At 37.8% G+C, this 21,955-nt stretch carries 15 protein-coding genes and 1 tRNA gene; 3 read left to right on the plus strand and 13 right to left on the minus strand.

The genetic code is table 11. The features are described 5' to 3' along the window. Positions 1-2: 2 nt before the first annotated feature. From ACU8DI_RS10085 to ACU8DI_RS10100, 4 genes are all read right to left on the minus strand, one after another. Positions 3-1,193 (minus strand): acetyl-CoA C-acyltransferase, encoded by a 1,191-nt coding sequence (locus ACU8DI_RS10085; protein ID WP_447112649.1) that lies wholly within the window; start codon positions 1,191-1,193, stop codon positions 3-5. Between the two features lie 4 nt (positions 1,194-1,197). Then, positions 1,198-3,606, minus strand: coding sequence for a 3-hydroxyacyl-CoA dehydrogenase NAD-binding domain-containing protein (locus tag ACU8DI_RS10090; protein WP_447112650.1), 2,409 nt, complete (start codon positions 3,604-3,606; stop codon positions 1,198-1,200). A 1-nt stretch (position 3,607) separates the two neighbouring features. Beyond that, positions 3,608-4,063: a MarR family winged helix-turn-helix transcriptional regulator gene (locus ACU8DI_RS10095; protein ID WP_447112651.1), complete on the minus strand. Its 456-nt coding sequence runs from the start codon at positions 4,061-4,063 to the stop codon at positions 3,608-3,610. 295 nt (positions 4,064-4,358) lie between these two features. Then, positions 4,359-6,131: an AMP-dependent synthetase/ligase gene (locus ACU8DI_RS10100; protein ID WP_447112652.1), complete on the minus strand. Its 1,773-nt coding sequence runs from the start codon at positions 6,129-6,131 to the stop codon at positions 4,359-4,361. A gap of 105 nt (positions 6,132-6,236) precedes the next feature. On the opposite strand from ACU8DI_RS10100, the gene ACU8DI_RS10105 reads away from it, so the two are divergent. Then, a tRNA-Pro gene (locus tag ACU8DI_RS10105) sits at positions 6,237-6,311 on the plus strand. A 73-nt stretch (positions 6,312-6,384) separates the two neighbouring features. Here ACU8DI_RS10105 and purL read toward each other — a convergent pair. From purL to ACU8DI_RS10120, 3 genes are all read right to left on the minus strand, one after another. Then, positions 6,385-10,053, minus strand: coding sequence for a phosphoribosylformylglycinamidine synthase (gene purL / locus ACU8DI_RS10110; protein ID WP_447112653.1), 3,669 nt, complete (start codon positions 10,051-10,053; stop codon positions 6,385-6,387). A gap of 150 nt (positions 10,054-10,203) precedes the next feature. Then, positions 10,204-11,274, minus strand: a complete 1,071-nt coding sequence (locus ACU8DI_RS10115; protein WP_447112654.1) for an endonuclease — start codon at positions 11,272-11,274, stop codon at positions 10,204-10,206. 11 nt (positions 11,275-11,285) lie between these two features. After that, the gene (locus ACU8DI_RS10120) at positions 11,286-12,500 is read right to left on the minus strand and encodes an RsmB/NOP family class I SAM-dependent RNA methyltransferase (RefSeq protein WP_447112655.1); all 1,215 of its coding nucleotides are present in this window, start codon (positions 12,498-12,500) and stop codon (positions 11,286-11,288) included. Positions 12,501-12,603: 103 nt separating this feature from the next. Between ACU8DI_RS10120 and ACU8DI_RS10125 the strand changes: the two genes are divergently transcribed. Then, positions 12,604-13,701 carry a WD40/YVTN/BNR-like repeat-containing protein gene (locus ACU8DI_RS10125; protein WP_447112656.1) on the plus strand — a complete coding sequence of 366 codons (1,098 nt, stop codon included), beginning with the start codon at positions 12,604-12,606 and terminating at the stop codon, positions 13,699-13,701. A gap of 33 nt (positions 13,702-13,734) precedes the next feature. Here ACU8DI_RS10125 and ACU8DI_RS10130 read toward each other — a convergent pair whose 3' ends face one another. From ACU8DI_RS10130 to ACU8DI_RS10140, 3 genes are read right to left on the minus strand one after another with little or no spacing between them, the layout of a single operon-like run. Beyond that, on the minus strand, positions 13,735-14,181 hold the full coding sequence (locus tag ACU8DI_RS10130) for a sensor of ECF-type sigma factor (protein WP_447112657.1): 447 nt from the start codon (positions 14,179-14,181) through the stop codon (positions 13,735-13,737). Positions 14,182-14,187: 6 nt separating this feature from the next. Continuing rightward, a complete protein-coding gene (locus ACU8DI_RS10135; protein ID WP_447112658.1) occupies positions 14,188-14,670 on the minus strand; it encodes a hypothetical protein in 483 nt (160 codons plus the stop codon). A 30-nt stretch (positions 14,671-14,700) separates the two neighbouring features. Next, positions 14,701-15,243 carry an RNA polymerase sigma factor gene (locus ACU8DI_RS10140; protein ID WP_447112659.1) on the minus strand — a complete coding sequence of 181 codons (543 nt, stop codon included), beginning with the start codon at positions 15,241-15,243 and terminating at the stop codon, positions 14,701-14,703. A 368-nt stretch (positions 15,244-15,611) separates the two neighbouring features. Between ACU8DI_RS10140 and ACU8DI_RS10145 the strand changes: the two genes are divergently transcribed. Continuing rightward, positions 15,612-17,372 (plus strand): hypothetical protein, encoded by a 1,761-nt coding sequence (locus tag ACU8DI_RS10145; protein WP_447112660.1) that lies wholly within the window; start codon positions 15,612-15,614, stop codon positions 17,370-17,372. Positions 17,373-17,375: 3 nt separating this feature from the next. Here ACU8DI_RS10145 and ACU8DI_RS10150 read toward each other — a convergent pair whose 3' ends face one another. The 3 genes from ACU8DI_RS10150 to ACU8DI_RS10160 all read right to left on the minus strand — a co-directional run bounded on the left by ACU8DI_RS10150 (position 17,376) and on the right by ACU8DI_RS10160 (position 21,952). Next, entirely contained in the window at positions 17,376-19,202 is a 1,827-nt protein-coding gene (locus ACU8DI_RS10150; RefSeq protein WP_447112661.1) for an ABC transporter ATP-binding protein, read from the minus strand. Further along, positions 19,202-20,932, minus strand: a complete 1,731-nt coding sequence (locus ACU8DI_RS10155; RefSeq protein WP_447112662.1) for a phospho-sugar mutase — start codon at positions 20,930-20,932, stop codon at positions 19,202-19,204. Before ACU8DI_RS10155 ends, ACU8DI_RS10150 begins: the two co-directional genes overlap by 1 nt. A 72-nt stretch (positions 20,933-21,004) precedes the next feature. Next, the gene (locus ACU8DI_RS10160) at positions 21,005-21,952 is read right to left on the minus strand and encodes a glycosyltransferase family 2 protein (protein WP_447112663.1); all 948 of its coding nucleotides are present in this window, start codon (positions 21,950-21,952) and stop codon (positions 21,005-21,007) included. Positions 21,953-21,955 lie beyond the last annotated feature (3 nt).

A 21,955-nucleotide genomic window follows, 5' to 3' on the forward strand; every position in this document is an offset into this window, starting at 1 on the left:
TTTTAGTTTAAAAATTCAAATATGCCACAAGCACCTTGGCCAGTCCCAACGCACATCGTGACAGCACCATATTTACCAGTCATATCCCGTTTGCGCATTTCATCAAAGAGCTGAACCGATAATTTAGCACCTGTGCATCCTAATGGATGACCTAGAGCGATAGCGCCACCATTGACGTTAATAATATCTGGATTCAGATCCAATTCGCGTATAACTGCTAGAGATTGTGATGCAAAGGCTTCATTTAATTCTATCAGCTCTAAATCTGATTGTTTTAATCCTGCTTGTTTTAAAGCTTTCGGGATTGCTTTTACTGGTCCGATACCCATAATTCTAGGTTCTACACCAGCCGCTGCATAATTCACTAATCTGGCAATAGGCTCAATGCCTAATTCCTTTACCATATCTTCACTCATGACCATGACAAACGCCGCGCCATCACTCATCTGCGAGGAGTTACCAGCCGTCACACTACCTCCTTGAGCGAATACTGGACGTAATTTTGATAGTGCTTCAATATTCGTTCCTTTACGAGGTCCTTCGTCCTTAGTAACGGTGTATGATTTTGAGGCTTTTTTACCATTACTGTCGATATATATTTGTTCGACATTTATGGGTACAATTTGATCTTGAAAACGATTTTCAGCTTGAGCCTTAAGTGCTTTCATGTGTGAGTTATAAGCAAATTCATCTTGGTCTTCACGAGAGACATTAAATTGATTGGCAACTGCTTCAGCGGTGTTTCCCATGCCCCAATAATACTCTTCATGACCCGCTTTTACTGTGTCGTAATTTAATTCTGGTTTGAAACCTGTCATAGGGACAGAGCTCATGCTTTCAGAGCCACCTGCTATGATACAATCCGCCATACCTGCTTGAATTTTGGCTGTAGCGATTCCAATCGTTTCAATTCCCGAAGAACAGAAGCGATTTACGGTAACACCGGGAACATCCACGCTATTTAATCCAATTAATGAAATAAATCGTGCCATGTTTAAGCCTTGAGAACCCTCAGGCATGGCATTTCCTACAATCACATCATCAATTCTTGAAACATCAAGATTTGGTAATTCCTTCATCATGTGTTGGATGGTTTCAGCACCCAACTCATCGGCTCTTTTAAAGCGGAAGACACCTTTTGGTGCTTTTCCAACAGCCGTTCTATATGCTTTTACTATATATGCTTGTTTCATTGTTCTAGTTTCTTAATGGTTTTCCTGTTTTTAACATGTGCTGAATACGTTCCAAGGTTTTGCGTTCTGTACAAAGGGATAAAAAGGCTTCACGCTCTAAATCTAATAAGTACTGTTCGCTGACCATAGTTGGTTCTGAGAGGTCGCCTCCTGCCATTACATACGCTAATTTGTTAGCAATTTTTTGGTCGTGTTCACTAATATAATGGCTAGCTTCCATGGCATCAGTTCCTACTAAGAACATACCTAAAGCCTGCTTACCTAGTACTTTAATATCCGAACGTTTTACAGGCTGCGTATAGCCAGCATCTGCCATGAGTTTAGCATGTGCTTTCGCCGTTGCGATTTGACGATCTTTATTAACTACGACGATATCTTTTCCTTTTTGAAGGACGCCTAAATCAAACGCTTCGTAAGCAGAAGTGGCTACTTTGGCCATTCCAATCGTTAAAAAATACTCTTGAAGCGTGTTCAATTCCACATCTCCTTTTTTGAAGGTATCTTGTGCTCTTAAGGCCATTTCCTTAGAACCACCACCACCTGGAATCACACCAACGCCAAATTCCACCAGTCCGATGTAAGTTTCAGCAGCAGCAACAACTTTATCGGCATGCATAGATAATTCGCATCCACCACCCAAGGTCATACCGTGTGGTGCTGAAATGGTAGGAATTGCAGAATAGCGCATGCGCATCATGGTGTCCTGAAAATATTTGATGGCCATATTCAGTTCATCATATTCTTGTTCCGCAGCCATCATAAATATCATTCCAATATTAGCACCTACAGAAAAATTTGCTGCTTGATTACCAACAACGAGACCCGCAAAATCTTTTTCAGCGATATCGATAGCTTTGTTTAATCCTGCAAGGACATCACCTCCAATTGTATTCATTTTAGATTGAAATTCCACATTGAGAATTCCATCGCCTAAATCTTCGACAACAACACCAGAGTTTTTGAAAACTTCATTAGACTTTCTGATATTATCTAGAATGATATAGCTATCCTGACCAGGTTTTTTAACTTGTTCTTTCGCACTGATATCATAATAGTAAGTCGCACCATCTTTTACGGTGTAAAAAGCGGTTTCACCTTTCTCAAGCATGTCTGTTATCCATTGAGCAGGTTTAGACCCTTGTGCTTCCATGAGTTCAATACCCTTTTTGATACCGACGGCATCCCAAATTTCAAAAGGGCCATTTTCCCAACCAAAACCGGCTTTCATAGCATCGTCTATACGGTATAATTCATCAGATATTTCTGGAATTCTATTTTGTACATAGGCGAACATGGCACCAAAATTCTTACGGTAAAATTCGCCTGCTTTATCTTTTCCTCCAATCAGCACTTTAAAGCGGTCAATTGGTTTATCGATCGTTTTTGTCAATTCTAAAGTGGCAAACTTGGCTTTTTTAGAAGGTCGATATTCCATCGTGTCTAAATCCAAGGCTAAAATTTCCTTTTTACCGTCAGCATTCACTGATTTCTTATAAAAACCTTGTCCAGTTTTACTACCGAGCCATTTATTTTCCATCATCGTATTGATGAAGTCTGGAAGTTTGAAAAGGTCATGTGCTTCATCATTTGGGCAATTGTCATAGATGCCATTAGCTACATGAACCAAGGTGTCCAATCCAACCACGTCTACGGTTCTAAAAGTGGCTGATTTAGGACGTCCGATAACAGGACCCGTTAATTTATCGACTTCTTCTACAGTAAGTCCCATGTCTTTCACTTGATGAAAAAGACTTTGTATGCCAAAGATGCCAATTCGGTTACCAATGAACGCTGGTGTATCTTTTGCTAAGACCGAAGTTTTTCCTAAAAACTTTTCACCATATTCCATTAGGAAATCTGTGACTTCTTCTTTACAATCTGGTCCAGGTACCACCTCAAAAAGTTTTAAATAGCGAGGCGGGTTAAAGAAGTGTGTAACAGCGAAATGCTGGCGAAAATCTTCCGATCGACCTTCATTCATAAATTTAATCGGAATACCAGAAGTGTTAGATGAAATGATGGTTCCAGGTGTTCGGTGTTGTTCTAATTTTTCAAACACTTGCTGTTTGATATCTAAACGTTCCACGACCACCTCCATAATCCAATCAACATCTTTTACCTTAGCAATATCATCCTCTAAATTACCAGTTGTAATACGGTTTTTAAAAGATGGATGATACAGAGGCGCTGGTTTGGATTTTATAGATGCCGTTAAAGCATCATTGACTAAACGGTTTCTAACAACTTGGTCTTCTAGTGTTAATCCTTGGGCCTTTTCTTTATCGGTTAATTCTCTGGGAACGATGTCTAATAATAAAACATCGACGCCTATATTGGCAAAATGGCAAGCGATCCCACTTCCCATGATTCCAGAACCTATAATGGCTACTTTTTTAATTATTCTTTTACTCATCTTATTTTAAAATGTGTTCTTTTTGGTTGTATATCTGTTTGTTTGAAATCATATTGTTAATGATTTCTGCTACTTTATAAAAATGGTTGAGCTCTTCATCAGAAACATTATTTTTAATGGTTTCATTGAAGGTTAGCACTTTTTCTCTTGAGTAGGCTCTTTTTTCTCTTCCAAAAGCCGTGAGATGTATAAGAACGCCACGTCCATCTTCCGGATTCGGTTTACGTATGATTAGTCCTTTCTCTTCCATAGTTTTGAGCGTACGGGATAAACTAGTAGCTTCCATGCCCATTTTTGGACCAAGCGAAGTGGAAGGTGTTCCATTTTCAGGATCGATACTTAACAGCGCAAAACCAGTTGCCATGGTCGTACCAAATTGAGAAGCTTCTTCATTATACATTTTATTGACCGCCAGCCATGTCGTTCTCAAAACGTAATCAATAGTCTTGTCCTTCATTTTTTTAAATTGTGAGATTCAAATATAATAAAAAATACTATGCATGCATAATAAATTATTAAAACTTTATGATGTTAAAAGAAAAAGGTGCTTCACTATGAAACACCCTTTAATTTTAATTTGCGACATGGAATTAACATATTTTGCATGCAATGGTGCCACTAAAGGCACCCGTTATGGTAGTCATTGCCACACGAATGACCAGGTCTAGGCCGAACATTTCATAAGTCTTGTCAGGTCGCAAGGCTAGATTAAAAAAGTTAAAAAAATATATGATCTGTAATTTATTGCAGGTTTAATCCCTATAAATGTTGTTGTAGAGGTCTTGATATATACCTTTAATGACATCGCGTTTCATTTTCATGGTAGGCGTGAGGTGACCGCCATCTATGGACCAGGCATCTGGCGTGAGTTCAAATCGTTTTATTTGTTCCCATTTGCCGAAGTGCTTATTACAAACATCAACTTCTTTCTGGATTCTAGCTTTGACCTCTTCTGAAGCCGCAATTTCATTTGGTGAAGTACCAATATTTTTCTGCTTTCTTTTAATCCAATCACTAATAAACTCAAAATTAGGCTGAATGATGGCGGCAGGCATTTTTTCACCTTCACCAACAACCATAACCTGTTCAATAAATCGTGATTGTTTAAGCTCATTTTCTAAGAGGGTTGGAATTACATATTTTCCACCAGAGGTTTTGAACATTTCCTTCTTTCTACCCGTTATTTTAAGGAAACCATCAGCGTCAATTTCACCTTTATCTCCAGTATGGAAAAAATCGCCTGTCATGACACTTGCCGTCTTTTCAGGATCTTTATAATAACCTTTCATGACGTTAGGACCTTTAATAAGGATTTCACCATCTTCTGCAATTTTAACTTCGACATTTCTTATAGGTTTACCTACGGTTCCTAATTTAAAATGTTTGTTAGCATACATACCTACAGAAACTACTGGTGAAGTTTCAGTGAGACCATATCCTTCCATCACTTGCATACCAGCTGCACAAAACACGCGTGTTAACCGTTCTTGGAGTGGTGCACTTCCTGAAACCATCGTTGTTAATTCTCCACCTAGAGCAGCTTTCCATTTGCTAAAAATGAGTTTTCTTGCGATTCCCAATTTGAACTCGTACCAGCTCCCATTTTGCTTATATGGTTGCCATGACTCGCCAAGATCAATCGCCCAATGAAAGAGCTTACTCTTAATGCCTGTGAGCTCAGATCCTTTAGCGTAAATTTTATCGTAGACCTTTTCTAATAATCTCGGAACCACACTCATTAAATGCGGTTTTATTTCTTTTGCGTTATCACCAATCTTATCGATACCTTCGGCAAAATAAATACTGGCACCAGCATGTTGGTAAATATAGATGAGTACACGTTCAAAAATGTGACAGATTGGAAGAAAACTCAGGACTCGTGTTTCACCATCAATGAGCGGTAATCTCGGAATGCTATCCAGCGCATTACTCACAATATTCTTATGCGTAAGCATGACTCCTTTTGGCTTACCAGTTGTACCAGACGTATAAATAATAGTCGCAAGATCATCTTCTGAGACCTTTGCTTTTCGGTTCTCAACGTCTGGCTGTGTACTTTCATCTTTACCTAATTCGAATAATTCTGAATAGTGCTTACAGCCGTCTATCTGATTAAAGGAATAGACTTCCTTCAATTTTGTATTGGCTTGTACTTTTTTGACTTTATCATAGACTTCTTGATCCGAGACAAAACAGTAAATAGATTCACTGTGGTTGAGTACGTATTCGTAATCTTCCGCACAGATGGTCGGGTAAATTGGAATGTTTTGTGCTCCAGTTTGCAGAATACCAATATCCATGATATTCCATTCCGTTCTGTTGGTGGAGGATATGACAGCAATCTTATCATCTTTTTGAATTCCTAATTTTAATAAGGCTCTACTTACAGCATTCGACTTTTCGATGTATTCTTTTGTGGATGTCTTTTTCCATTCACCATCATATTTAGTCACTAATGCTGCTTCTAAGTTATGAACTTCTAGTTGGTAATAAGGAAAGTCAAAAAGTCTCTTTATGTCTGTCATGGGTATGTGATAAAAAAGTAGTAACGTTGCAAAATAAGAAATATACTTGATTTTTTAAGAAGACTCTGGCAATAAAAAATGCAATTATATTTTTGAAATTAGTATCGGGATGTGGCGCAGTCCGGTAAGCGCGCACGGCTGGGGGCCGTGAGGTCGCAGGTTCAAATCCTGTCATCCCGACTGATTACAAATAAAGGCTAACTTAAAAATTCATAATTTGAGTTGGCCTTTTTTATGTATCTGAATATATCAATTAAGCATTCTTTCTCTCAATCCATTTTCTTGCATTCACAAAAGCCTCCAGCCATGGTGACACTTCGTCCTGTCGGTTTTCAGGATAATGTGCCCAATTCCATGGGAAAGTAGAACGCTCGATATGTGGCATCATCACTAAATGACGACCGGTTTTGTCACACAACATAGCTGTGTTAAAATCGGATCCATTCGGATTTGCTGGATAATTGTCGTAACCATACTTGGCCACAATGTCATAGTTGCTTTCTGCTTTTGGTAAATGAAATTTACCTTCACCATGACTAATCCAAACGCCCAAGGTCGTGTTCTTTAAACTCGATAACATGACCGAGTTGTTTTCTTGAACCGTCACTGAAGTAAACGCACTTTCATGTTTATGAGAGTCATTGTGGTGCATTTTACCATGTTCATCATGCTCCGGATTGATAAGTTCTAATTCCATGAACAATTGACAGCCATTACAGATGCCTACAGATAAGGTATCATCCCTCTGAAAAAAGTTTTTAATGGCTTTGTTAGCATTGGTATTATATTTTATGGCACCAGCCCATCCCTTCGCTGAACCTAAAACATCACTATTGGAGAATCCTCCGACAGCTCCAAGGAATTGAATATCCTCTAAGGTTTCACGACCAGAGATTAAATCGGTCATGTGTACATCTTTTACATCAAAACCTGCGAGATACATAGCATTCGCCATTTCACGTTCAGAATTACTTCCTTTTTCTCGTAAAATAGCTGCTTTTGGTCTGGGTTTACTGGTATCTATCGTTGGTAATTTACCTGTAAAGTTACTTGGGAAATGATATTTTAATGGTTGCTTCACGTAGTTGTGGAAGCGTAATTCAGCTAAGTTGTTAGCGGTTTGTTTTTGATCAAGTAGGAAGGATGTTTTATACCACATATCACGTAATCTTGATACGGTCATGGTAAACACCTCGTTATCGTTAATAATGCTCAAAACATCACTTTGAGTGACCTTACCTATTTTAGAAAATTTAATTTGTGCATCTTTAAGGATTTGTTCTATACTAGCATCGGCAGATTGGAATACAATTCCGGCATTTTCCGAAAAGAGTAGCTTGACAGAATCTTTTTCATTGAGCTCCGAAAGATCTAATTCTGCTCCCAAGTTTGTGTCTGCAAAGCACATCTCCAATAATGTCGTAATTAAACCACCAGAAGCCACATCATGACCAGCCATTATTTGCTCATTTTTTATCAGCGCTTGTATGGTATTAAAAACCGTTTTTACATAAGTGGTATTTTTTACATCTGGAACTTCGTTACCAATTTTATTTAAAATTTGTGCAAATGAACTACCACCCAAGTGATATGCATCTTGAGAGATATTGATGTAATAGATGTCGCCTCCTTGTTTTTTAAATACAGGTTCTACAACATTTCTAATATTGTTGCAATTTGCAGCTGCAGATATAATGACAGTACCTGGAGAAATCACCTCTTCATTGCCATATTTCTGCTTCATGGATAGGGAGTCTTTTCCCGTTGGTACATTGATTCCTAAATCTATTGAAAACTCTGAAACAGCCTTTACAGCCTTGTACAGTCGAGCATCTTCGCCTTCATTTTTACATGGCCACATCCAATTGGCAGATAAAGAAACACTTTTGAGTCCGTCTTTTAAGGGAGCCCAAATGATATTGGTTAAGGCTTCTGTGATACTATTTCTACTTCCTGCTTCTGGGTTGACTAATCCGGAAATAGGAGAGTGTCCGATTGCGGTCGCAATCCCTTCCTTTCCGTTGTAATCTAAAGCCATCACACCAAGATTGTTTAGTGGCAGTTGTAAAGGTCCAGCACATTGCTGTTTGGCAACCTTTCCTCCAACACAGCGATCAACTTTATTGGTAAGCCAATCTTTACAGGCTACAGCTTCTAGTTGCAGCACTTGATCAAGGTAGTCATAGAAATGATCTGGATTGTATTCTAAATTTTTATAGCTGCGATTAACCGTAATATCATTCATAATGGTCTTTGGAGAACTTCCAAACATATCCTCTAAATCTAAATCCATTGGTGTATTACCGTTCGTTTCAGATTTAAAACAAAAATGTTTATCATCAGTGACATTTCCAACAGTATAAAGAGGTGAACGTTCCCGTTCTGCAATTTTACTAATATGCTCCAAATGCTTCTCTGCTATCAGTAATCCCATACGTTCTTGAGATTCATTACCGATGATTTCTTTGTCTGATAAAGTTGGGTCACCTACAGGTAGTTTGTCTAAGTCAATACATCCACCAGTATCTTCAATCAATTCACTCAAACAATTTAGGTGTCCTCCTGCGCCATGGTCATGAATGGAGATGATATGATTGTTATCACTTTCTACCATACCACGAACTACATTCGCTGCACGTTTCTGCATTTCTGGATTTGACCGTTGCACTGCGTTGAGTTCAATACCTGATGAAAATTCTCCAGTATCTGCACTTGATACAGCAGCACCACCCATACCAATTCGGTAATTTTCGCCACCAAGCACTACTATTTTATCACCAGCTTCTGGAGTATCTTTAATGGCTTGATCTAATTTGCCATAGCCAATACCTCCAGCTTGCATGATCACTTTATCGTAACCTAACTTTCTGTTATCTTCTTCATTTTCGAAGGTGAGGACCGAACCACAGATTAACGGTTGGCCAAATTTATTGCCGAAGTCTGAAGCACCATTACTGGCTTTAATTAAGATGTCCATTGGTGTTTGGTAGAGCCAAGGTCGGGCTTTGAATTGTTGTTCCCACGGACGATTAGCTTCCAATCGAGAATAGGAGGTCATATAAACTGCTGTTCCTGCTAGAGGTAGCGACCCTTTGCCTCCAGCTAATCGATCTCTAATTTCACCACCAGAACCCGTAGCCGCACCGTTAAATGGCTCGACAGTTGTTGGGAAATTATGCGTTTCAGCTTTTAAGGAAATCACCGATTCAAAAGTTTTTTTCTCATAAAAATCGGGCACGTCAGGACGTTTAGGTGCAAATTGTTCTATTTTAGGTCCTCTCACAAATGCGACATTATCCTTGTAGGCAGAAACGATATCATTAGGGTTTTGCTTTGAGGTCTCCTTTATCATTTTAAACAGGGATGTAGGCTGTTCTTTTCCATCAATGATGAATGTCCCGTTAAAAATTTTATGACGACAGTGTTCACTGTTCACTTGTGAAAAACCAAAAACCTCAGAATCGGTAAGGGGTCGACCAATTTTTTTTGAAACACCTTCCAAATAGGCTATTTCTTCATCACTTAATGCCAAGCCTTCTTGTTGATTGTAAGCTGCAATGTCTTCAATTTCCAGAATGTCTTCAGGTTGAATGTCAATGGTGAAAATAGTTTGATTTAGACCGTTGTATTTTTCTGAAATCATTGGGTCGTAGCCATTAAAATCTGCTTGGCAGGATTCAAATTCTTCAATACGTACTATCCCATCGATTCCCATGTTTTGAGTAATTTCAACTGCGTTTGTACTCCACGGTGTGATCATAGCGGCTCTCGGACCAACAAAAAAAGCATCCAATGATGCTTGTTCTATTTTGGGTTGGTTGCCAAATAACCATATCAATTTAGCGATGGTTTCTGTTGATAATTCTTTTGTTGCTTGAACAGCAAATACTTTACTGTTTTGGTTTCCGAAGAAATGAATCATTATGTCGATTTTATTGTTTGTTTTGAAAGGTCAAATTTACGCTTTTTCAATAGAAGTTTGGCCTATTTTTTTAATTTGAATGCTTGGAGTTATTCACTAGGTTTTGAACATAAAAAAAGCGACCTGAAAGTCGCTTTTAAAATAGTTGAGTTATTGTTTGATCAATTTCTTTGTGATACTACCTTGAGTTGAATTCATCCTGATGAGATAAACACCTTTAGATAAGCCTGAAATATTAAGTTTCTTTTGTTGGGAAGTCAAGTTTTGTATGGTCACTTTTTTACCTAGAACATCGTATACTTCAGCTAAGATATCTAAATTAGACACTATGGTGACTTCATTACCAGTCACAGGATTAGGAAACACTTTCACAGTATGCTGTACAATATCAGTGACAGATAAGCTTTCCCATCTATTTTCAGCATCTGGGCCACCCCAAATCAGTGTTGCTAAGTATGGGTTGTCGATAAAAGGATTTCTATTGCCTTGTGCGTACGTGTTTGACGTATTGGCGTGGTAACTATTTCTGATATCTTCAATGCCACCTGGGACTACAGGATCTTCAGCGTTCCATTGTAAAAATAAATCGATCATATCATCTGGTGTGGCTGCACTGCTACCAATACCCACAACAGAAGGTAAGCATTGATCACCATATCTTAAGTACATGTACATGATGATACGCGCACAATCACCTTTCCATTCGTCGCCAGGATACCACCCACCATTAGAATTGCCAGAGGCCAAACCTGTGCCATCTGCGTAAGGTTGATTGCCACGTTGTCCGTTTCTTTGAACATCGCTTGGTCTTAACATTTGTGCATCAGAACCTGGTCCTGAACTACCTAAGTCTGGATTTCCTAGAGAGCGCGGGTAGGTGTGTTCGCGATTCCAATCACCAACATTACCACCATTTTGGAATTTACCTCTGGTGCGATCGGTCGTGATATCACCATCGAAGTCATTGTAGCCATAAATAAGTAGGACATCATTAGCATTAGTGGGATCCAAATCTGTCTCTCTTAATGCTTCCCATACTTCGCTATACGTTAAAAAATTGGTGTGATTATTAACTGTTAAAGTAATTAATTCCGTTTTAAGCGCTAATCCGGTAGTATTTATTTCTGTTCCATAATAGGATTGTAATTCAGAAGGAGGTGTTAATTGCGCAAATGCAAATGTGGTGACAAATGCCGATAGTAATGTGTAAAATTGTTTCATTTATTTGGGTATTATTTTTTCTTTTCTAATAAGGCCATATAGAAACCATCATAGCCAGATTGATGCGACAAAATGGATTTATCTTTTACAAAGGTAAAATCTTTTCCCCATTCAGAAGATAGGAAGCTGTCAACTTGATGCTTGTTTTCAGAAGGAAGTATAGAACAAGTTGCATAGACTAGCTTACCACCATCTTTAACTATCCTTGAATATTGCTGAATAATTTCTTGTTGCGTTTTCTTAATATCCTCGATGAATTCTGGTTGTAATTTCCACTTAGCATCTGGGTTTCTTCTTAGCACTCCAAGACCAGAACACGGCGCATCTATTAAAACACGGTCCGCTTTGTCATAGAGTTTTTTTACGGTTTTTGTGGATTCAATAGGTCTGGTTTCTATATTGAATGCACCATTTCGTTTGGCTCTACGTTTTAATTCGTGCAACTTATTGGCATAAATATCTAAAGCAATCACTTGACCTTTGTTCTCCATGAGAGAGGCGATGTGAAGCGCTTTACCACCAGCTCCTGCACAGGCATCTACAACTCGCATTCCAGGTTGCACATCTAAAAACTCGGCAACTAATTGTGAGGATGCATCTTGTACTTCAAACCAACCATTTTTAAAGGCGTCTGTTTGAAAAACATTGGCGCGCTCTTTTAGCTTTAGTGCATTGGGATAACCTTTGATGCTTTCAGTTTCTATATGATCATCAAATAAGGCAGATTGTAGTTGCTCCTTTGTTGTTTTGAGAGTATTGACTCGTAGAATGACATCGGCTTGCTCATTTAAGGCCGCAATTTCTTTAGTCCAAATAGATTCTCCTAGTTCTTTGACGCCTAATGCGTCCAACCACCCAGGAATAGCTTCCCTGAATTTTCGCGTTTGCGATAATTCATCAAAACGTCCTTTGATTTTACGTTGAGGTGTATTTTCAAAATATTTCCAATCGGGTAATTTAATTCCTCTTAAGGTCGCCCATACTGCAAATATGCGCCATAAATTGTCTCTGTCAAAAGGCTCTTTAACTTCAGCTATTTCAGCATATAAGCGTTTCCAACGTACAATATCATAGGTGGTTTCTGCAACAAATGCACGATCTCTACTTCCCCAACGCTTATCCCTTTTAAGGAGTTGTTGGATGACTTTGTCTGCATATTTGCCTTCGTTAAAGATGAGTGTTAAGCCATCAATAATTGCAAAGCATAAGTTTCTGTGTAAACGCATTATAAAAAATTAAGCATGCAAAGGTACATTTTATTATCAATTGTTACAGGGTTTGGCTTTTATTTCGATGAGCTTTTCTATTTTTAAAGAAAATTCAATGCTTATGAAACGAATTCCTTTTATTTTTTTGGGACTTATTATGGTCATAGGATTGGCAAGTCATAAAATGATGGAAATAGCCATGCCAGATCAAAGACCATTTAATTCAGTGCAAATTGAGCCTTTGGTCGTAGATGAAGGCCTCAATATAAGAGCTTTGGAGATTGTCGATTCTATTGGACCCATTTATCTCTCATCGACTGGTTCATTGGGAATTCTAATGAATTCAACATTGTTTAATCATGTAGATTCTTTAAAAGGAAGACCGTTTTATCATCATCAAATCAATTTATCCACTGATAGTCTTAAATTAAATTTTAGAGCTTTAGCAGTACGACAAAACCAAGGATTTGGAATTACCATTGGTAACCCAGCGCTTGTGTTTAAGTTGAATGCCGATTTAGAGAAGAACAAAATCGTTTATCGAGAAGCACACCCGAAGGTCTTTTACGACGCTATGGAGTTTTGGAATGATGAGGAAGGTATCGCTATTGGCGATGCTATGGATGGTTGCTTGAGTGTTATTATCACGAGAGATGGAGGTGAGACATGGACTAAATTGCATTGTGATGATTTGCCGCAGGCATCCGAAGGAGAAGGGGCTTTTGCTGCTAGTGACACTAATATTGCTATTGTTGGGGATAAAACTTGGGTCGCCACAACTTCAGGACGCATTTATTATTCTGATGACAAGGGACACACTTGGCAAGTTTTTGATACACCCATTGTTAAGGAGAAACCTACCGAAGGTATTTATTCTTTAGATTTTTACGATGCATTACAGGGTTTTGCCATTGGCGGTGATTATACAAAACCTGCAGACAGTTCAGCTAATAAAATTAGGACGAATGATGGTGGTAAAACTTGGCATTTGGCAGCTGAAAATTCGAGTCCGGGTTATAGAAGTTGTGTGCAATATGTACCGAATAGTGAGGGAAAACAGTTAGTAGCAATTGGTTTCAAAGGTATTGATTATTCAAGTGATTCGGGAGACACCTGGTCGCATTTCAGTGATGAAGGGTTTTACACGATTCGATTTTTAAATGATAGTGTTGCTTATGCCGCTGGAAACGGACGAATCTCGAAACTGACCTTCAGGTGAACCTTGTCATCATTTTAGCATTTTGCTACTAATTTAATTGTTACGCTTTTCCTTGAATTGCCGCAGTTTTTCGAGAAGCTTTCGATTAAAAGCTTCTTCAGATGCCTTTAAGCGCAGAATTTTTTCAGATGAAATAACATCTTTTAAGTCTTGAACTAATTGCAACTTAGCATTATGCATGTCATTTTCAGCGGTCATCAATTGATTTAATAATTTGTTGGCATCAGCTTCAGATAACTCAGGATTCTGATACATCGTTTTTTTAATGCTTCTAAGATCTTCCGTTCGAATTTTTTCAGTTTTCTCTTCAAAAGCATTGTAGATAGGCCAAAACTTTTGTGCTTCTTCTGGTGTTAAGCTGAGCCTCTCGGTAATAAACGCAATTTTTTGCGCTTGAATACGCTCGTTCATTTTTCCCCTCGGTTGCGCCAAGGTTGAAACGGACATGAGTAAAAAGAGAATAGGGATAAATGTTTTCATAAGGTTTTATTCTAATAATATTTCAATATCTGCATTGTTCAGTAGATAGGTTTCTAAATTCGCTTCATCATAAGTGGCATCCACAATGACAAAATCTTCTTCAAGCAAATCAGCATCTGTGAGTAGTTGCGCTAATTCATAAGTGTCTAAATCACTATTTTCTAAATGCGTTTCAACCATTTCAACTGAAATTTCTTTGGTGCTACTTTGGTGGTTAAAAATACTAAATATTAACACTATGGACGCAGCAATACTAGCGATGTAGTACCACGCAGATTTCGATTTCAGTGTGATAACTTTAGAATCGGGTTTTACATGACTTAAAATAGCGGTTTCCACCTCGACAAAATACGACTCTGGAATTCCAAAACCTGAATCCTTTGCCTTAGCTTTCAATCGGACATCGTTCAGAATGTTTTCTTCAACTTGAGAGAAGTAATCTTTCGGAACTTTAAATCCTAAATTCTTATGTAGCTTTTTAAGTGTCATATATCTTAGACTTGTACAATTAGTTTTAGTTTAATCTGAGGTTAAGAGCGTTTCGATTTTTTTTACAGCAATATGATAAGAGGCTTTCAAGGCACCTTCACTTGTTTCTAATATTTCTGACATCTCTCGGTATTTTAAATCTTGAAAATATTTCATGTTAAATACTAATTGTTGTTTTTCAGGTAAAGTAGCAATGGCGTTTTGTAATTTCAATTGAATGGCATCACCTTCGAAATATACATCGGCTTGTAACTTATTTACTAAGTGCTGTTGTATTTCTTCATTATTGATTTGATGTTGTTTTGCAATTTTTTTAATATGAGTCAAGGACTCGTTGGTAGCGATGCGGTACATCCATGAAAACAATTGACTATCTCCTTTAAAATTATGAATGTTTTTATAAACTTTAATAAATGTATTTTGTAAAACGTCATCAGCATCATCATGGGTTTTCACAATATGTCGTATGTGCCAATAGAGCCGCTCTTTATAAGTTGCTAGAAGCTCTTTAAAGGCAGCATCTTTAGTAGATGAAGTACATAAACGGCTGATAAATTCCTGTTCGCTATCCAATAAATTCCATTTTATACTAAGACCTTCTAATTTACAGAAAGTTTAATCAAAAAAAATAAATTATTTAAAGTGCTGTAAAACAGACGTTTAAATAAAAAAAATATCGACAAAGTGTAAAAAAATTACGATGAAATGCAAATTTTTCTTGCACAGTACATTAATTTGATTTATGTTTGTCTCAGCCTAACCTACTTAATTATTACCATTTTCCCCAAATGTGGTAATAGAACTGAAAAGGACACAAAACTTGTGTCCTTTTCTTTTTGGTAATCATTGGTCTATTCTTTTGGTTATTTAAAGGTGAAATTTTTATATCAGTAAATAAACGATTATATTAGATGTAACTAACTGTTTAGTATGGTTTTAAGATGAGATTTTTCGTCATTACAATAGTCTTTTTTTACTTAGGATTAGGTCATGCACAAGTAGGTATTGGTACGACCAACCCGGATGCATCTTCCTTATTAGATATAGATGCAAATGATAAAGGCGTGTTGGTACCAAGGGTTTCGTTGGTTAATGTGTCCAACACAACAGCACCAATAAATGCACCTGCTACTGGGTTATTAGTCTGGAATACAAATGCTGTCGTTATAGGAGGTAATGGTGTTGGTTTTTATTTTTTCAACGGACTCCAATGGATGCCCATTCAGCAAACGCCTACTGATGATAGCGATTTTTATGAGGAAGGGACCACCACTGCACCAAATGATATTAATGATGACCTCTTTACATTAGGATATCTGGCCATTGGCAAAACTACCGCAGATTACGTACTTGATATTTACGAAACAGCCAATTCAAGAATGATAAATTTGGAGTTGAATGCCAATTCAAATACAACGGTAAATGGTACGTTTTTTACAGGAAACAATGCTGGCACCGGAAAAATGATTGGTCATTATGTTGATATGCAGAACCAATCGAGCACAGTCTATGGCTTCGCTAATTATTTAGTGAATAACTTAGCTTTAAATGTCGGGTTTCAAAATTTAATGAGTTCAGATTCTTCGGCAGGGCAATTTGGACTATACTCGAGTTTGGCTGGTTCGGGTACAGGAGAGAACTATGGTGTTTACAATTTAATAACTGGTAACAAATCTGGAGAACAATTCGGCGTGTACAATTCCATTAATAACAGTGGCAATGCTCAGCATTTTGGTGTCGATAATATTTTAGCTGGAACTGGTACAGGAATACAGGTTGGTACACGAAATACAATCATTAATTCTGGAAGTAATACCCATTATGGTGTTTATAATCTTTTGGGTTCTGGACCTGGAAACCAAACTGGTGTCTCCAACCATATTACCAATGGTTCTGGTACGAGTACGGGAACATTAAACCTTATTTACGGAAATAATTCTGGATTATTGAGCGGTGTGACTAATCAAATATCTGCCACAGGTGGCGCTTCTAGTCAGTATGGCGTTAGAAATACTTTATCGGGTGGTGGCTCTGGAAGTCAGTATGGTGTTAGTAATCGACTGATTGGAACAAATGGAACTGGCGACCGTTATGGTAGTTATAATTTTATAAATTCGACCACACCAGGCACCCATTTCGGACTGTATTCAGAAGCATTGAAATCTGGAAGCTATGCCGGTTTTTTCTTAGGAAATGTCTCCATTGGAACCACTTTAGCGAATACTTATGTCCTTCCTGCATCAAGAGGAACTAACGGACAAATTATGGCAACCGATGGTACTGGAAATGTCAATTGGGTCGATAATTTAAATCCAGTATCTGTGATACCATTGTTTTCTGGAAGCAGTGAGAATCTCCCTTCTTTGTCAGGAGCTGATGTTCCTAATATGGATGGGGCATTGGAACCAGCTATATATAACGCTACCGGAAATATAGAGATTAAGTTGGTTATACGATACATCAATGCTACAGGAACGAATAACTTGCAATTACGTGTTCACGATGGTACAACAGAGACTTTTCCTATTGTATTCGGAGATGCCTGGACTTATTCATCTACACAAACGGGAGGCGTAGCTACGAGTCCATGGAAAACATTTAACGCGGGTACGAATGCACATGAGGTGCACGTGCATGGCTGGTCAAATTTTGGAGCGGGTATGACGATTGTAAATGCTTATTTGCTCGTACGATCACAATAATAGCTATTCAAAACTCTGCATTTCCACGAGTTTTTTATAAACACCATTTTTTGCAATCAGTTCATTGTGCGTTCCTTGTTCCGCAATTTCTCCTTTTTGCATTACGATTATTTGATCGGCATTTTGGATAGTCGATAACCTGTGAGCAATGACTAAAGATGTTCGGTTCTTCATCATGTTTTCAAGTGCCACTTGAACCAAACGTTCACTTTCTGTATCTAATGCTGAAGTGGCTTCGTCTAGAATCATGATAGGGGGATTTTTCAGAACAGCTCTTGCAATACTCAAACGCTGTTTTTGTCCGCCAGAAAGTTTGCCACCACCATCACCAATATTGGTGTCAATTCCATGAGGAAGGTCCTTTACGAACTCCCAAGCATTGGCTACTTTGAGTGCTTCGAGAACATCGTCGTCTGTGGCATTAGGCTTTCCTAGAAGGATGTTATTTTTGACCGTATCATTAAATAAAATCGAGTCTTGTGTGACGAGACCGATAAGACTTCTCAAGGAACTCTTAGAGAGGTCTCGGATGTCTTCTCCGTCAATATTAATACTTCCCTCGTTCACATCATAGAAACGTGTGACAAGGTTAGCTATGGTCGATTTACCACTACCAGATTGCCCTACAAGTGCGATACTTTTTCCCTTATGCAATGTCGCCGAGAAATTGTTAAGAACTAAATCATCTTCATATTTAAAGGACACGTTTTTAATTTCAATAGCAGCGTTAAATCCTTCCTTGGTCATGGCATTCGCCTTATCTTCGATTGGGCTAATCGTTTCAATGATTTCCAGAACTCGTTCCGCAGCAGCATTCCCTCGTTTAACATTATTATTAGCCTTACTAAGTGCCTTAATAGGTGTTAAGATGTTATAAGCGAGTCCCATAAAAGCGATAAATGATGAGGCTAAGAGGGTTTTGTCTATTAACACCATACGACCGCCAAACCACAACAAAAAAGCAATAGTTACAATACCGAGAAATTCGCTGAGTGGTGTTGCAATGTTTTGACGGTTCATCATCTTATTCGAGAAATTAAAGTAACGTCTCGTAGAATCCGTAAATTTTGAATTGAATAATCGTTCAGCATTAAAGCCTTTGATGATTTTTAATCCGTTCAAGGTTTCTTCTAGAATAGATAAAAACGTCCCTTGCTCGCGTTGTACATCAGCGGATTGTTGACGTAAACGTTTCGCGATGACCGAGATAATATAACCTGCAGTGGGTATAAATACGAAGACAAACAGCGTTAATTTTGCACTTATTGTTAACATAATAACAATGGAAAAAATAACACTTAAAGGCTCTCTCACGATAATTTCTAAAACTGATAAAAATGAATTTTGTACTTCATTCACATCATTTGAAACACGAGCCATTAAATCGCCTTTTCTTTTTTCTGAAAAGAAACTCATGGGTAAATTAACCGTCTTGGTGTAGAGGGTGTCTCTTAAATCCTTGAGGATACCATTCCGAAGGAAGGTTCCAAAATACAAGGCGAGATAATTAAAAATATTCTTCAGTAAAAACACTACAATAACCAAAATAATAACGAAAGTCAATGCTTTGAGTTGATCATCTTTTGCGAAATTCTGTACGCTATAGGTCAGTGAATCCTTGAAGTACTCACCAATATTTTTAAAGCCGTCCAGAACGGGCTTCTTCTCAATAGTTTTTTGATCCTCACCGAATAAAATATTTAACATGGGCATCAAAACAACAAAGGATAATGCACCAAAAAGAGCATAGAGTATGTTGAAAAGAATGTTTAAAAACGCATAGCGCTTATAAGGCACGGCATATACAAATATTTTCTTGAGATAGTTCATTAGGTGAGTTTCATGTCTTTAAGAATGGCGTCAATACGAGATTCCAATTTCTGTTCCGTTGTTTTAAACGCTGCCACATTGTCTAAGGTGGTATTAACGCTAATGTAAAATTTTATTTTAGGTTCTGTCCCACTTGGTCGTAAGGCAATTTTACTACCATCTTCCGTGTAATAGATGAGGACATTCGATTTTGGAATAGCGATAGGAGATATGTCACCAGACACTAAATTTTTAGTAATTGATAGTTGATAGTCTTCAACCTTTATCACTCTGGAGCCATTCACTTCTTGTAAGGGGTTTTCCCTAGCGTCTATCATCATTTGTTTGATTTCTTCTGCACCTTCAATGCCTTTTTTTGTTAAGGATACTAGACGTTCTTTATAAAAGCCGTGTGTCACATATAAATCAATCAATGATTCGTACATGGTTTGACCATTTGCTTTGGCTTGTGCTGCAATTTCACACGCTAAAAGTGTCGAAGTTACCGCATCTTTATCTCTAACGAAATCACCCACCATAAATCCAAAACTTTCTTCACCACCACCAATGAAGTCCATATCTGGAAAATCTTTAATCATTTTTGCAATCCATTTGAAACCAGTCAATCCTATTTTACATTCCACATCATAGGCGTTAGCCAGCACAGACATCATCGGTGTGGAGACAATGGTAGATCCTACAAATTGATTCCCATTGATGTTGCCAGCTTTCTTCCATTGTTTTAATAGGAAATCGGTCATTAATATCATGGTTTGATTACCATTTAAAATGACGAGTTCATCATCTAAGTTTCTCACAGCAACACCCAATCGGTCACAATCAGGATCCGTTCCAATAACAATATCACCATTTACTTTTTTCGCTAACTCCAAAGCCATTTTTAAAGCCTCAGGTTCTTCAGGATTTGGTGATTTTACGGTAGGGAAATCGCCATTAGGAATACGTTGTTCTTCAACAATATGCACATTTGAATAGCCTGCACGCTTTAAAGTCTCAGGAATTGCGGTAATAGACGTTCCATGTAACGATGTAAATACAATATTTAGATTTGCTTTAGCAACCTCAGAGGTCTGGAAACTTCCATTTTTTATGGATTCTTCAATAAAAACATCGTCAATTTCTTGTCCAATATAAGTGATGTTTTTAGGTCGTTCTTCAAAGTTGATTTCAGAATAATCTAAGCGATTGATTTCTGCAATAATTTCAGCATCTTGAGGCGGAACTAATTGTCCACCATCTTGCCAATAGACTTTGTAACCGTTATATTCTGGTGGATTGTGCGAAGCGGTTAGTACAATACCACAATGACAATCGAGGTGCTTGAGTGCAAATGATAACTCAGGCGTTGGTCTTAAATCTTCAAAAAGAAATACTTGGATTTCATTTGCTGAAAAAACATCGGCCACCACTTTAGCTAACGATTGACTATTATGTCTACAATCATAGGCAATGGCTACTTTTATAGCTTCCGAAGGAAATTGTGTCTTCAAGTAATTGCTAAGTCCTTGGGTGTTTTTTCCCAAGGTGAATTTATTGATGCGGTTGGTGCCAATACCCATAACACCTCGCATACCACCAGTTCCAAATTCAAGATCTTTGTAAAAGCTCTCTTTGAGTTCTTTTGGATTATTTTCAATTAGGTCTTTGATATAATTTTGAGTCTCTTGGTCAAAAGTAGGTGTCAACCAAGTGTTAACACGTGCCATTAGTTGAGGTTCAATATGTGTCATAAGTCGTAATTATAGTGCAAAAGTACACAATTCAAAAATTTTGAATTGCGAAGCTGGTATTAAATGTGTGTATTATAAATTAAGTTCTTGCTTGATCAAATAGCGATTTGAATCCCGTTTGGATCTCAGAATGATTTCACCTAAAAATCCAGCCACAAAAAATTGTGTTCCCAAAATCATCGTGGTGAGTGCGATAAAGAATTGCGGTCGCTGTGTAATTAATCGTCCTTGGGTATTAAGAAATAACTTATCAACCCCTAAATACAAAGCAAATACAAAACCGATCGCAAACATGATCACACCCAAAGCACCAAATAAATGCATAGGACGTTTGCCGAAACGCGACAGAAACCAAATGGTAATGAGGTCTAGAAAACCATTGATAAAACGATCCATTCCAAACTTAGTCTGACCGTATTTTCTAGCCTGATGCTTCACTATTTTTTCACCTATTTGTGTGAATCCTGCATTTTTGGCCAACACAGGGATATAGCGATGCATTTCACCGTTGACATCGATATTTTTGACAACAGCTTTATTGTACGCTTTGAGTCCGCAATTAAAATCATGAAGTTTGACACCAGATGTTTTTCTGGCTGCCCAATTAAATAACTTAGAAGGTAAGTTTTTTGAAATAACAGAATCATAACGCTTTTTTTTCCAGCCAGACACTAAGTCGTATTTATCAACGACAATCATGTTGTAGAGTTCTGGGATTTCTTCAGGATTATCTTGTAAGTCGGCATCCATGGTAATCACCACATCACCTTCTGCTTTTGCAAAGCCTGCATGCAACGCTTGCGATTTTCCGAAGTTTTTTAAAAAACGAATTCCTTTGACGTTAGCATCTTTTTGCGATAATTGCATGATGGTAGCCCAAGAGTCATCTGTACTGCCATCATCAATAAAGATGATTTCATAAGAAAAACGATTGGACTGCATGACTTTTGCAATCCAATCGTGTAATTCTGTTAATGATTCTTGTTCGTTAAGTAGCGGTATGACTACTGATATATTCATGCA

It is taken from the genome of Psychroserpens sp. BH13MA-6 (genome assembly GCF_052983595.1).